Below are 13,470 nucleotides of genomic sequence, written 5' to 3' on the forward strand. Positions count from 1 at the left end.
ACAGATTAGCGCTGGACCTGTGGGAGCCGGTTTGCTGGCGATGGGGCGCGCAGCGGCCCCACCCGATCAGACGTCCTGATAGCTCTCGATCGACGGGCAGGCGCAGACCAGGTTGCGGTCGCCGAACACGTTGTCGACCCGGCCGACCGGCGGCCAGTACTTGCCTTCCACCAGGCTCGGCAGTGGGTACACCGCCTGCTCGCGGCTGTAGCCGTGGACCCATTCGCCGGCCAGCTCCGCCGCGGTGTGCGGGGCGTTCTTCAGCGGGTTGTCGTCCTTGTCCAGGCTGCCGTTCTCGACCGCGCGAATCTCTTCACGGATCTGGATCATGGCGTTGCAGAAGCGATCCAGTTCCTCTTTCGACTCGCTTTCGGTCGGTTCGATCATCAGCGTGCCGGCCACCGGGAAGGACATGGTCGGGGCGTGGAAGCCGAAGTCGATCAGGCGCTTGGCGACGTCGTCGACACTGATGCCGCTGGTGTCCTTGAGCGGACGCAGGTCGAGGATGCACTCGTGCGCCACCAGGCCGTTGCCGCCGGTGTACAGCACAGGATAGTGCTCTTCCAGGCGACGGGCGATGTAGTTGGCGTTGAGAATCGCCATCTGCGAGGCGCGCTTGAGGCCTGCGCCACCCATCATGCGAATGTACATCCAGGTGATCGGCAGGATGCTGGCGCTGCCGAACGGTGCGGCGCATACCGCGCCCTGGGTGTTTTCCAGCTGGGCATGGCCCGGCAGGAACGGCGCCAGGTGCGCCTTGACGCCGATCGGGCCGACGCCCGGGCCGCCACCGCCGTGGGGGATGCAGAAGGTCTTGTGCAGGTTCAGGTGCGAGACGTCGCCGCCGAACTTGCCGGGGGCGCACAGGCCGACCATGGCGTTCATGTTGGCGCCGTCGATGTACACCTGGCCGCCGTTGTCGTGGATGATCGCGCAGATCTCGCCGATGGCTTCCTCGAACACGCCGTGGGTCGACGGGTAGGTGATCATGATCGCTGCCAGGCGTTCGCGGTGTTCGATGGCCTTGGCGCGCAGGTCGTCGATATCGACGTTGCCGCGTGCGTCGCAGGCGGTCACCACCACGCGCATGCCGGCCATGTGCGCGGTGGCCGGGTTGGTGCCGTGGGCCGAGGACGGGATCAGGCAGATGTCGCGGTGGCTGTCGCCACGGCTGCGGTGGTAGGCGCGGATCGCCAGGAGGCCTGCGTACTCGCCTTGGGAACCGGCGTTGGGCTGCAGCGACACGGCGTCATAGCCGGTGGCGGCGCAGAGCATGGCTTCCAGCTCGCTGGTCATCTGCAGGTAGCCCTGGCTTTGCGCGGCCGGGGCGAACGGGTGCAGGTTGCCGAACTCGGCCCAGGTCACCGGGATCATCTCGCTGGCGGCGTTGAGCTTCATGGTGCACGAGCCCAGCGGGATCATGCTGCGATCCAGGGCCAGGTCCTTGTCGGCCAGGCGGCGCAGGTAGCGCATCAGCTCGGTTTCGCTGTGGTAGCGGTTGAACACCGGGTGCTCGAGGATCGCCGACTGGCGCAGCAGGCCGGCCGGCAGGCGCACGGCGACCGTGTTGGCCAGGGCGGTGAAGTCAGGGCTGGCCTGGCCGTTGGCGAACAGCTGCCACAGGGCCTCGACATCGGCCTGGGTGCTGGTTTCGTCCAGCGACAGGCCCAGCTGGGCGGCGTCGACCTGGCGCAGGTTGATGCCCTGGGCGCGGGCCTTGTCGTGCAGCGCGCCGGTGCTGTCACCGGTGGCCAGGGTCAGGGTGTCGAAGAAATCACCGGTGACGACCTTGATGCCCAGCTTGATCAGGCCGGTAGCGAGGATCGCGGTCAGCGCATGGGTGCGCTCGGCAATGCGCTTGAGGCCGGCAGGGCCGTGGTACACGGCGTACATGCTGGCGATGTTGGCCAACAGCACCTGGGCGGTGCAGATGTTGCTGGTGGCCTTCTCGCGGCGGATGTGCTGCTCGCGGGTCTGCATGGCCAAGCGCAGGGCTGGCTTGCCGAAGCGGTCGATCGATACCCCGACCAGACGGCCCGGCATGTCGCGCTTGAAGGCGTCGCGGGTGGCGAAGTAGGCCGCGTGCGGGCCACCGAAGCCCAGGGGCACGCCGAAGCGCTGAGCGCTGCCGATGGCCACGTCGGCGTCGAACTCGCCCGGTGGGGTGAGCAGGGTCAGGGCCAGCAGGTCGGCGGCCACGGCCACCAGGGCGCCTGCGCCGTGCAAGCGCTGCACCACCTCGCGGTAGTCGAACACGTCACCGTTGCTGGCCGGGTACTGCAGCAGGGCGCCAAAGAAGGCGCTGACGTCGCCCAGTTCGCGCTCGTCGCCCACCACCACCTCGATGCCCAGGGGTTCTGCGCGGGTGCGCAGCACGTCGAGGGTCTGCGGGTGGCAGTGCACGGAGGCGAAGAAGGCATGGCTGGCCTTGTTCTTCGACAGGCGCTTGCAGAAGGTCATGGCTTCTGCGGCGGCGGTGGCCTCGTCGAGCAGGGAGGCGTTGGCGATCGGCAGGCCGGTGAGGTCGCTGATCAGGGTCTGGAAGTTCAGCAGCGCTTCCAGGCGGCCCTGGGAAATCTCCGGTTGGTACGGGGTGTAGGCGGTGTACCAGGCCGGGTTCTCCAGCAGGTTGCGCAGGATCGGTGCCGGGGTGTGGGTGTTGTAGTACCCCTGGCCGATGTAGCTCTTGAACAGCTGGTTCTTGCCGGCGATGGCTTTCAATGCGGCGAGGGCATCGGCCTCGCTCTGCCCGTCGTGGCTGCCGAGCACGCTGGTGCCCTTGATGCTGTCGGGGATGACCGCGGCGGTCATGGCTTCCAGCGAGTCGAAGCCCAGGGTCGTGAGCATGGCCTGCTCGTCAGCGGCGCGTGGGCCGATGTGGCGGGCGATGAATTCGTTGGCGGTGCCGAGGTTGATGGTCATGGTGATTCCTCAGGCGTCGTCGTTGGCTTTGAGCAGGCGGTCGTAGGCATTCTGGTCGAGCAGGGCTTCGACTTCAGCCATGTCGGCAGGCTTGAAGCGGAAGAACCAGCCTTCGCCCAGCGGGTCTTCGTTGACCAGTTCGGGGCTGTCGTTGAGATCTTCGTTGACCGCGACCACTTCACCGGTCAGTGGCATGTACACGCCGCTGGCGGCCTTGACCGACTCCACGGTGGAGGCTTCGGCGCCCTTGTCGTACTGCTGCAGCTCCGGCAGTTGCACATAGACCACATCACCCAAGGCGTTCTGGGCATAGGCGGTGATGCCCACGGTGACGCTGCCATCGGCTTCGACGCGCAGCCATTCGTGATCTTCGGTGAAACGCAACTCGCTCATGGGAATTCCTCGGGAAGCAGGGGCGTTGGGCGCGGTAGGCTCCGCGCTCTTAAGGTTGGAATTCCCTTAGCAATAATGCGGCCAGTCTTAAAAAGGCTTACAAATCAAATAGTTAGTTTATGAATGCAATCGATTTGTCATTTTTGTGGAATGAAATCGATACAGGAGGAGGGTGATTCAAAAGCATTGTGGGATCAAACCCTTGTGCACAGGCACCCAGATGGATGTGTAGCGAATTCGGTACGATGTAATGATTTCAATACGGCCTGCTTCCGGGGGCAAGACTGGTCCGGCGAAGCGGCATCAGGCCTTGTTTGGAATACCGTACTTGCGCAAGCGCTGGGCTATCGCGGTATGCGAGGTTTGCAAGCGCCCCGCCAACTGCCGCGTCGAGGGATAGCTGGCATACAGGCGTTGCAGCAACTCCCGCTCGAAATCCCCCACTGCCTGTTCCAGGCTCGCTACCTCGCCATCCTGCCCCCGCGCGACCGAGGTGCCGGCGATGTCCAGATCGCCGATATCCACCACATTGCTTTCACAGATGGCCGCGGCGCGGAAGATCACGTTCTGCAACTGGCGCACGTTGCCAGGCCAAGGGTTGGCCAGTAATGCCGGGTGTGTAGCGGGTGCGAGCCGGCAGGGCGGGCGCTGGATCTGGGTGCAGGCCTGCTGCATGAAAAATTGCGCCAGCGACAGGATGTCCTGGCCGCGCTCGCGCAGTGGCGGCACCTGCAGGTTGAGCACGTTGAGGCGGTAGAACAGGTCTTCACGGAAGGTGCCCTCGGCGACCATGCGCTCGAGGTCGCGGTGGGTGGCGCTGATGATGCGCACATCCACCTTCACCTCGCGGTCGCCGCCGACGCGGCGGAAGCTGCCGTCGCTGAGGAAACGCAGCAGTTTGGCCTGCAGGTACGGCGACATCTCGCCGATCTCGTCGAGGAACACCGTGCCCTGGTTGGCCAGCTCCATCAGCCCGGGCTTGCCGCCGCGCTGCGCGCCGGTGAAGGCGCCCGGGGCGTAGCCGAACAGCTCGCTCTCGGCCAGGCTCTCGGGCAGTGCCGCACAGTTGAGGGCGAGGAACGGCGCGGCATGGCGGCTGCTGATGGCGTGGCAGGCGCGCGCCACCAGCTCTTTGCCAGTGCCGGTTTCGCCATTGACCAGCAGCGGCGCGTCGAGGGCCGCCACGCGCAGGGCGCGGGCCTTGAGGGTGCGAATCGTCGGGGAGTCGCCGAGCATGGCGTCGAAGCCTTCGGCGTGGTCGTGGTGCAGGGCCGACAGGCGCTCGCCCATACGGTTGGGCGGGTACAGCGTCAGTAGGCCGCCGGCATGGGTGATTGGCGTGGCGTCGAGCAGCAGGCTCTGGCCGTTCAACTGCATTTCGCGCATGGGCAGGTGGAAATTGTTGTCCAGCAGGGCCTGGAGCAGGTCGGGGTCGCCGAACAGCTCGCCCACCGAACGCCCGGCGGACTCACGTCCGCACAGGGCGATCAGCGCCGGGTTGGCCAGCAGCACCTTGCCGGCACTGTCCACCGCCAGCACCGGGTCGCTCATGGCGGCGAGCAGGGCGTCGAGTTGCAGGTGCCGGCGTTGGCCGGGGAGGATGTCGACCACTTCCACCGATTGCACGCCGCGTACCTCGAACAGCGCGTCGTGCAGTTCTTCGAGCACGGCGGGGCTCAGGGTAGGGGCATCGATGTAGACGTTCGGCGGGACCATCTCCACGGCATCGAGGTTGAGGTTGCGGGCGCCGAGCAGGGCCAGGACTTCCTGGGTGATGCCGACGCGGTCGATGAAGCTGACGTGGATGCGCATGGGGAGATCGGGGCAGTGGCCAAGCGAGTGCGCCAGTATGCCTTGGGAAGGGCGCTAAACCCAATCGCGGGGCAAGCCCGCTGCCACGAAGCCCCGCGATTGGACTCAGCCCAGATGCTCAGGCTTGATCGAATCGCCTGATTTCACATCGAGCTTCTGGCGAATGTCTTCGAACATGTAGTCGTAGAGCTTGTGCGGCGAACCGAGACTCTCGAACTTCTTCGGCGCTGGCAGGTACGACTGGGCCTTGCGGCTCAACTGCATCAGAAAGCTCGGCAGCACCTGGTCCTTGGCCAGGAAGAACTTCTCATCGACGGCCTTGCCCTCGATGTGGCCATGCATGCGGAACTGGATGCCGCGGCCTTCGCTGGGATCCGACACGGCCTCGTAGTCGATGCACAGGTCGTAGCTGTGGTCGTTGGTGTTCAGCGCGGTGCGCTCGATATGCACGTGACCGGGTTGATACTGGGCCATGGCGAGGTCCTCCGGAAGGTTGAAAACGGCCGGTGCCAGGCACCGGCCAACTGCGTTCAACGGTAGCTGATTCCCGGCTTGGCGGTGGAAACGCGGGTACCGGCGGTGCCTTTGACGATGTCCTCGATGTTCTCCAGCGAGCTGATGACCGCGACCTTGCCGGTATGCCGGGCGAAATCGCAGGCGGCCTGCACCTTCGGCCCCATGGAGCCGGCGGCAAAGCCCAGCTTCTCGAGCTCGTCGGGGTGCGCCTGGGCGATGGCCTTCTGGGTCGGCTTGCCGAAATCGATGTACGCCGCATCGACGTCGGTGGCGATGATCAGCAGGTCGGCTTCCAGCTGTTCGGCCAGCAGCGCCGAGCACAGGTCCTTGTCTATCACCGCCTCGATGCCCTTGAGCTTGCGGTTTTCGTCGTACATGGTGGGGATGCCGCCGCCGCCGGCGCAAATCACGATGCTGCTTTTTTCCAGCAGCCACTTGATCGGGCGGATCTCGAAGATGCGCTTGGGTTTCGGACTGGCCACCACCCGGCGGTACTTGTCGCCGTCGGGCTTGACCACCCAGCCTTTGTCCTTGGCCAGGCGCTCGGCCTCGTCCTTGGCGTACACGGGGCCGATGAACTTGGTCGGGTCCTTGAATGCCGGGTCGTTGGCGTCCACTTCAACCTGGGTGAGCAGCGTGGCGAACGGCACCTCGAAGTCCAGCAGGTTGCCCAGTTCCTGTTCGATCATGTAGCCGATCATGCCTTCGGTCTCGGCACCGAGGACGTCCAGCGGGTAGGCTTCGTCTGGCTTGTACGACAGCCCTTGCAACGACAGCAGGCCGACCTGCGGCCCGTTGCCGTGGGCAATGACCAGTTCGTTGCCGGGATGGATCTTGGCGATCTGTTCGGTGGCGGTGCGGATATTGGCGCGCTGGTTGTCGGCGGTCATCGGTTCGCCGCGGCGCAGCAGGGCGTTGCCGCCCAATGCAACAACGATACGCATGGGGAATGTCCTTCAGAAAGACTATGGGGCGGACCCGTGGGAGCGGCGCACCGCCGCTCCCACAAAAGCCCTTGGTCGGGGGTTACAGATCAGCCAGGGTCGACACCAGGATCGCCTTGATCGTATGCATGCGGTTTTCCGCCTGCTCGAAGGCGATGCACGCCGGCGACTCGAACACGTCATCGGTCACTTCGATGCCGTTGGCCAGGTGCGGGTACTGTTCGGCGATCTGCTTGCCGACCTTGGTGTCGGAGTTGTGGAACGCCGGCAGGCAGTGCATGAACTTGGTGCGCGGGTTGCCGGTGGACTTCATCAGCTCCTTGTTCACCTGGTAGGGCAGCAGTTGCTGGATACGCTCGCCCCAGGCCTCGACCGGCTCACCCATCGATACCCACACGTCGGTGTGGACAAAGTCGACACCCTTGACCGCGGCTTTCGGGTCTTCAGTCAGGGTGATGCGCGCGCCGCTTTCTTCTGCGTACTTTTTGCAACGCTCGACCAGGTCGTCATGCGGCCACAGCGCCTTGGGCGCGGCGATGCGCACGTCCATGCCGAGCTTGGCGCCGATCAGCAGCAGCGAGTTGCCCATGTTGTTGCGGGCATCGCCCAGGTAGGCGTAGCTGATGTCGTGCAGTGGCTTGTCGCTGTTTTCGCGCATGGTCAGCACGTCGGCGATCATCTGGGTCGGGTGATACTCGTCGGTCAGGCCGTTGAATACCGGCACGCCGGCGAACTTGGCCAGTTCCTCGACGATCTCCTGCTTGAAGCCGCGATACTCGATGGCGTCGTACATGCGCCCGAGCACGCGGGCGGTGTCCTTCATGCTCTCCTTGTGGCCGATCTGCGAGGAGTTGGGGTCGATGTAGGTAACGTTGGCGCCCTGGTCGTAGGCGGCGACTTCGAAGGCGCAACGGGTGCGGGTCGAGGTCTTCTCGAAGATCAGGGCGATGTTGTTGCCCTTCAGGTGCTGCTGCTCGGTGCCGGTGTACTTGGCGCGCTTGAGGTCGCGGGACAGGTCCAGCAGGTAACGCAGCTCGCGGGTGGTGTGGTGTTCGAGGCTGAGCAGGTTACGGTTGTGGATGTTGAACGCCATGATGATTCTCCTTGAGTTCGGTAATCCCCCGGCCGCCGCTGGGTGAGCACGGCCGGGGTGATGGACGTTTAGTAGTCGATAGGGTCGCGCACGATCGGGCAGGTCATGCAGTGACCGCCGCCGCGGCCCCGGCCCAGTTCGCCGGCGCTGATGGTTATGACTTCGACCCCGGCCTTGCGCAGCAGGGTGTTGGTGTAGGTGTTGCGGTCATAGCCGATGACCACGCCGGGCTCCACGGCCACCACGTTGTTGCCGTCATCCCATTGTTCGCGCTCGGCGGCGAAGCTGTTGCCGCCGGTCTCGACCACGCGCAGTTTCTTGAGGTTGAGCGATTCGGCCACCACTTCGATGAACGATTTGTTCTCGCGGCGCACGTCCATGCCGTAAGGCTTGCTGCTATCCGGACGAATCACGAACGGCACGATTTCCTTGACCACTTCGGGGAAGACGGTGACCAGGTCGCGGTCGCAGAAGCTGAACACGGTGTCCAGGTGCATGGCGGCGCGGGATTTCGGCAGCCCGGCGACCACCACCTTCTCCACCGCGCCCTTGGCGAACAGCGATTGCGCCAGTTGGCCGATTGCCTGGCGCGAGCTGCGCTCACCCATGCCGATCAGCACGACACCGTTGCCGATCGGCATCACATCGCCACCTTCAAGGGTGGCCTTGCCATGGTCCTTGTCCGGGTCGCCGTACCAGACTTCGAAGTCGGCATGGGTGAACTCTGGGTGGAACTTGTAGATGGCGCTGGTCAGCAGCGTTTCCTGGCGTCGCGCCGGCCAGTACATCGGGTTGAGGGTGACGCCACCATAGATCCAGCAAGTGGTGTCACGCGTGAACTGGGTATTGGGCAGCGGATCGAGCAGGAAACTGGAGTGGCCGAGGTAGTCGCGGTACATCTTGATCACGCTCGCGCCTTCGCTGTCGGGCAGGTCTTCGCCTGCCACGCCGCCGATCAGATACTCGGCCAGCTTGCGTGGCTCAAGCCCTTCGAGCCAGCTGCGCACTTCGTTCTTCAGGCCGATGCCAACAGTGTCGTCGGTGATCTTGCGGTCGAGGATCCATTTCAGCGCTTCGGGGTTCTGCACGGTCTCGGTCAGCAGGTTGTGCATTTCCAGGACCTCGATGCCGCGTTCACGCATCTTGGTGACGAAGTCGAAATGGTCGCGCTTGGCCTGGTTGACCCAGATGACGTCGTCGAACAGCAGCTCGTCGCAATTGCTTGGGGTCAGCCGTTGGTGCGCCAGGCCCGGGCTGCAGACCATCACTTTGCGCAGCTTGCCGGCTTCGGAATGTACGCCGTATTTCTGTTTCTCAGTGGACATGGTGAATCCTCCTGTAATGCGAAGACATGGGTTCAGAGCGTCAGGAAACCGTCATACAAGCCGTAGGCAGCCACCAGGGCGCCCGCGACCACGGCGGCGAAGATCAGTTTTTCCACGCTGGTGAAGATTGGCTGGCCGACCTCGCGTTTGGCCTTGGCGAACAGGATCGCGCCAGGGGCATAGAGCAGCGCCGAGAGCAGCAGGTACTTGACGCCACCGGCGTACAGCAGCCAGATCGCGTAGAGCAGGGCGATGCCGCCGATGATCAGGTCTTTCTTGCGTTCGGCCAGGGCCTGTTCGTAGGTTTCGTTGCGCCAGGCGAGCAGGAAGGCATAGGCCGCCGACCACAGGTAAGGCACCAGGATCATCGAGGTGGCGAGGTAGATCAGCGACAGGTAGGTGCTGTTGGAGAACAGGGTGATGACCAGGAAGATCTGCACCATGGCGTTGGTCAGCCACAGGGCGTTGGCCGGTACATGGTTGGCGTTCTCGCGGCGCAGGAACTCCGGCATGGTGTGGTCCTTGGCGGCGGCGAACATGATCTCGGCGCACAGCAGCACCCACGACAGCAGGGCACCGAGCAGCGAGATGATCAGGCCGACGCTGATCAGCACCGCGCCCCAGTGGCCCACCACATGTTCAAGCACGGCGGCCATCGACGGGTTCTGCAGTTTGGCCAGCTCGGGTTGGGTCATCACGCCCAGCGACAGCACGTTGACCAGCACCAGGAACAGCAGCACGGTGACGAAGCCGATGACCGTGGCCTTGCCGACGTCGGAGCGTTTTTCCGCACGGGACGAGAAGATGCTCGCGCCCTCGATGCCGATGAACACCCACACGGTGACCAGCATCATGTTGCGCACCTGGTTCATCACGCTGCCCAGCTCCGGCGTGCCGACGGCCCAGATATCCGCGGTGAACACATCGAGCTTGAAGGCGAAAAGGCAGATCAGGGCGAACAGGGCCAGCGGCACGACCTTGGCCACGGTGGTGACCAGGTTGATGAACGCGGCTTCCTTGATGCCGCGCAGCACCAGGAAGTGCACGGCCCACAGCAGGACCGAGGCGCCGATCACTGCCGCCGGGGTGTTGCCCTCGCCGAAGATTGGGAAGAAATAGCCCAGGGTGCTGAACAGCAGCACGAAGTAGCCGACGTTGCCCAGCCAGGCGCTGATCCAGTAGCCCCAGGCCGAGGAAAAGCCCATGTAGTCACCGAAACCGGCCTTGGCGTAGGCGTACACACCGCCGTCGAGGTCGGGTTTGCGGTTGGCCAGGGTCTGGAACACGAAGGCGAGGGTGAGCATGCCCACCGCGGTGATGGCCCAGCCGATCAGCACGGCGCCGACACCGGCGCTGGCGGCCATGTTTTGCGGTAACGAGAAGATCCCGCCACCGATCATCGAACCCACTACTAGTGCAACAAGCGCACCCAGTTTTAGTTTTCCGGGAGAATCAGACATTTATCGACTCCGTACCAGGAGAAAGTTGACCTCAGAATAAATCTGACGCCTGGATCATTCGCTGACTTAGATCAGTTCATGCCAGCATGAAGGTAAGAAAATTCCCTCATGCGTCTCCTGGAGGATGCCGACAGCTTCGTTGCAGGCCTTGTGCGCTGGCACCTCCATGTCCTTCTGGAGCAAACGCCCCGTTCTGCCTGCGAACCATGAAGTTAGTCTCTTTTGGGGGTTTCGCAAATTTTTCACAGTAAATAGCGACGCATTTAGGTGAGGGTTGAGATAGTTCGTAACTGCCACTTTTATCGGTCGCGGGCTATAGACAGTCCGGTTATGAGTGCTATAGCTTTAATGGCTCGATTCAATAAGAAACTTGTAACATTCATGTTGCCAAATACGTTTACGCGCACGCGCGCACGAGGAGCCCCATGAGCGAACCGGGACAGAAGCTGCGCCTTGGCGCGCTGATCGCACTGGTGGTCGGTTCGATGATCGGCGGGGGGATCTTTTCGTTGCCGCAGAACATGGCGGCGCGCGCCGATGTCGGGGCGGTGCTGATCGGCTGGGGCATCACCGCAGTGGGCATGCTGGCGCTGGCCTTCGTGTTCCAGACCCTGGCCAACCGCAAGCCGGAGCTGGACTCGGGGGTGTATGCCTACGCCAAGGCTGGTTTCGGCGACTACATGGGCTTTTCCTCGGCCTGGGGCTACTGGATCAGTGCCTGGTTGGGCAATGTCGGCTACTTCGTGCTGCTGTTCAGTACCCTTGGCTTCTACTTCCCGGTGTTCGGCCAGGGCAACACGCCTGTGGCCATCGGCTGCGCCTCGTTGCTGCTGTGGGCGGTGCACTTCCTGGTGCTGCGCGGCATCAAGGAGGCGGCGTTCATCAACCAGGTGACCACCGTGGCCAAGGTGGTGCCGTTGCTGATGTTCATCGTCATCGCCGCGTTCGCCTTTCGCGCCGATATCTTCACCCGCGACATCTGGGGGCTGAGCAACCCGCAGTTTGGCAGCGTGCTGGAGCAGGTACGCAACATGATGCTGGTCACAGTGTTCGTGTTCATCGGCATCGAGGGGGCGAGTGTCTATTCGGGGCGAGCGCTGCACCGTTCGGACGTGGGCAAGGCCACGGTGATCGGTTTTCTCGGTGTGCTGGCGCTGCTGGTGCTGGTCAACGTGTTGTCGTTGGGGGTGATGACCCAGCCGGAGCTGGCCGGCTTGCAGAACCCCTCTTTGGCCTCGGTGCTGGAGCATATCGTCGGGCCCTGGGGCGCCTTGCTGATCAGCATCGGCCTGGCGGTGTCGCTGATCGGGGCGTTGCTGTCGTGGGCGCTGCTGTGTGCCGAGATCCTCTTCGCCACCGCCCGCGACAAGACCATGCCGCGGTTCCTGGCGCGGGAAAACGCCAACCATGTGCCGGCCAACGCACTGTGGCTGACCAATGTGATGATCCAGGGCTTCCTGCTGATCACCCTGTTCTCGGCCGGGACCTATACCAGCCTGATCTACCTGGCGTCGTCGATGATCCTGGTGCCTTACTTCTGGTCGGCAGCCTATGCGGTGTTGCTGACCGTGCGTGGCGAGAGCTACCAGGGGCAGGCGGGGCTGCGGCGCAAGGACATGCTGGTCGCAGTGATCGCGCTGTTGTATGCGGTGTGGTTGCTGTATGCCGGTGGGCTCAAGTACATCCTGCTGTCGGCGTTGCTCTACGCGCCTGGGGTGGTCCTGTTCGCCCGGGCCAAGCGTGAGCAGGGGCAGGTGCTGTTCACCACATGGGAGAAGCTGATTTTCGCGGCGGTGCTGGTGGGCGCCGGGCTGGCGGCGTATGCGCTGTATTCGGGGTTGCTTAGCCTCTGACGGCTCATGTCGGGCGCGATTGAATCAATTTTGCAGTTCGACGCTGCCTTGAGGAATAGGCCGTTCCGGGCGCGACCAGATCCACAGGTTGCCCAGCGCCATGCCGCCGATGGCGAGGAACACGGGCCAGTGGTGCTCCAGGACGATCAGCATGAGGCTCGCGCACAGCAGCATGCTGAGGGTGGCGCTGACCTTGGCGCGGCGCTGGATCACCTTGCCGTTGCGCCAGTTGAAAAGGATCGGGCCGAACAGCCGGTGGTTCTCCAGCCAGGCGGACAGGCGCGGCGAGCTGCGGGTGGCGGCCCAGGCGGCGAGGAGGACGAACTCGGTGGTGGGCAGCCCGGGAATGACGATGGCCACCAGGCCAATCCCCAGGCTGACGTAGGCCAGGATCGCGTAGAGCAGGCGGGATACTTTGGAGCGGGCGATTCGGGTCATGGTCTCACTGCAACGGTGCGGCCGCCCGCAGGCGGCCGGGTAAAGCGTGTCAGGCCAGCGCCGCGTCGGCGGCATAGGCATGCTTGAGCAGCTCGGTGAAGCGTTCGAAGGCGGCGACCGCGCCACGTTCGGCGGCGGCGTCTTCCTCGGGCGACAGGTCCAGGCTGTCGAGAATGCGGGTGAACTGTTTCCAGCCTTCGGCGCGACCACCCGCCGGTTCGCCCAGGTGACGGGCGCCGAAGGTTTCGGACAGTTCCAGGGCCACGGCGCGCTTGATCAGGAACGCGGCGCCCAGTTTGGAGCCTTCGGAGACGAAGATCCAGCCCAGGGCTTCGCCCAGGCTTGGCTTGCCCAGGGCGCCGGCGAAGGGCGCGGGCACTTCGGTGTCGAGGTCGGCCAGGTCCAGGCGGGCCTGCTCGGCGCGGCAGCGCTCGGCCAGATCCGGCACGATGGCGATCAGTTGCGGGTCGGTGTACAGCGCCTGCAGCTCGGACTGGAACAGGTACTGGGCGACCACGAAGCGGGCGAAGCTCTCGCGGCTGTCGAACGGCTTGTGCGACTTGACCAGGGCGTCCAGCTCGGTGTGCGGGGCGTGGGTGACCTGGTTCAGGCGCTGGGAGCGCAGGTTGACGCGTTCGGTGGAAGGGGCGGTCATGGGGGCATCCTTGGAAAATGGGGCTGTCTAGTGACAAGACGAAGGAGAAGACGCGGGAC

Annotated in this window: 11 protein-coding genes; 1 reads left to right on the forward strand and 10 read right to left on the reverse strand. The window is 64.1% G+C overall.

All coding sequences use genetic code 11. The features are described from left to right. Positions 1-66: 66 nt before the first annotated feature. The 8 genes from gcvP to arcD (LOY42_RS05110) all read right to left on the reverse strand — a co-directional run bounded on the left by gcvP (position 67) and on the right by arcD (LOY42_RS05110) (position 10,465). Positions 67-2,922: an aminomethyl-transferring glycine dehydrogenase gene (gcvP, locus tag LOY42_RS05075; protein WP_102682963.1), complete on the reverse strand. Its 2,856-nt coding sequence runs from the start codon at positions 2,920-2,922 to the stop codon at positions 67-69. Between the two features lie 9 nt (positions 2,923-2,931). Continuing rightward, positions 2,932-3,315 carry a glycine cleavage system protein GcvH gene (gene gcvH / locus LOY42_RS05080; protein ID WP_258599946.1) on the reverse strand — a complete coding sequence of 128 codons (384 nt, stop codon included), beginning with the start codon at positions 3,313-3,315 and terminating at the stop codon, positions 2,932-2,934. Positions 3,316-3,618: 303 nt separating this feature from the next. Continuing rightward, positions 3,619-5,127 carry a sigma-54-dependent transcriptional regulator gene (locus LOY42_RS05085; RefSeq protein WP_258599948.1) on the reverse strand — a complete coding sequence of 503 codons (1,509 nt, stop codon included), beginning with the start codon at positions 5,125-5,127 and terminating at the stop codon, positions 3,619-3,621. Between the two features lie 105 nt (positions 5,128-5,232). Then, positions 5,233-5,601: a DUF5064 family protein gene (locus LOY42_RS05090; protein WP_031315061.1), complete on the reverse strand. Its 369-nt coding sequence runs from the start codon at positions 5,599-5,601 to the stop codon at positions 5,233-5,235. A 56-nt stretch (positions 5,602-5,657) separates the two neighbouring features. Then, entirely contained in the window at positions 5,658-6,587 is a 930-nt protein-coding gene (gene arcC, locus LOY42_RS05095) for a carbamate kinase (protein WP_102682959.1), read from the reverse strand. A gap of 82 nt (positions 6,588-6,669) precedes the next feature. Beyond that, positions 6,670-7,680: an ornithine carbamoyltransferase gene (locus tag LOY42_RS05100; RefSeq protein WP_046854307.1), complete on the reverse strand. Its 1,011-nt coding sequence runs from the start codon at positions 7,678-7,680 to the stop codon at positions 6,670-6,672. A 68-nt stretch (positions 7,681-7,748) separates the two neighbouring features. Next, positions 7,749-9,005 (reverse strand): arginine deiminase, encoded by a 1,257-nt coding sequence (gene arcA, locus LOY42_RS05105; RefSeq protein WP_139669056.1) that lies wholly within the window; start codon positions 9,003-9,005, stop codon positions 7,749-7,751. A 32-nt stretch (positions 9,006-9,037) separates the two neighbouring features. Further along, positions 9,038-10,465: an arginine-ornithine antiporter gene (gene arcD, locus LOY42_RS05110; protein ID WP_102682957.1), complete on the reverse strand. Its 1,428-nt coding sequence runs from the start codon at positions 10,463-10,465 to the stop codon at positions 9,038-9,040. 425 nt (positions 10,466-10,890) lie between these two features. Here arcD (LOY42_RS05110) and arcD (LOY42_RS05115) point away from each other — a divergent pair, with 425 nt between their 5' ends. After that, the gene (gene arcD, locus LOY42_RS05115) at positions 10,891-12,318 is read left to right on the forward strand and encodes an arginine-ornithine antiporter (RefSeq protein ID WP_139669058.1); all 1,428 of its coding nucleotides are present in this window, start codon (positions 10,891-10,893) and stop codon (positions 12,316-12,318) included. Positions 12,319-12,342: 24 nt separating this feature from the next. On the opposite strand, the gene LOY42_RS05120 is transcribed toward arcD (LOY42_RS05115), so the two are convergent. Continuing rightward, positions 12,343-12,756, reverse strand: coding sequence for a YbaN family protein (locus LOY42_RS05120; RefSeq protein ID WP_139669060.1), 414 nt, complete (start codon positions 12,754-12,756; stop codon positions 12,343-12,345). A 49-nt stretch (positions 12,757-12,805) separates the two neighbouring features. Beyond that, positions 12,806-13,411 carry a biliverdin-producing heme oxygenase gene (locus tag LOY42_RS05125; RefSeq protein WP_139669062.1) on the reverse strand — a complete coding sequence of 202 codons (606 nt, stop codon included), beginning with the start codon at positions 13,409-13,411 and terminating at the stop codon, positions 12,806-12,808. Between the last annotated feature and the right edge of the window lie 59 nt (positions 13,412-13,470).

Origin of the sequence: Pseudomonas sp. B21-023 (genome assembly GCF_024749165.1) — a bacterium.
Classification (GTDB): Bacteria; Pseudomonadota; Gammaproteobacteria; order Pseudomonadales; family Pseudomonadaceae; genus Aquipseudomonas.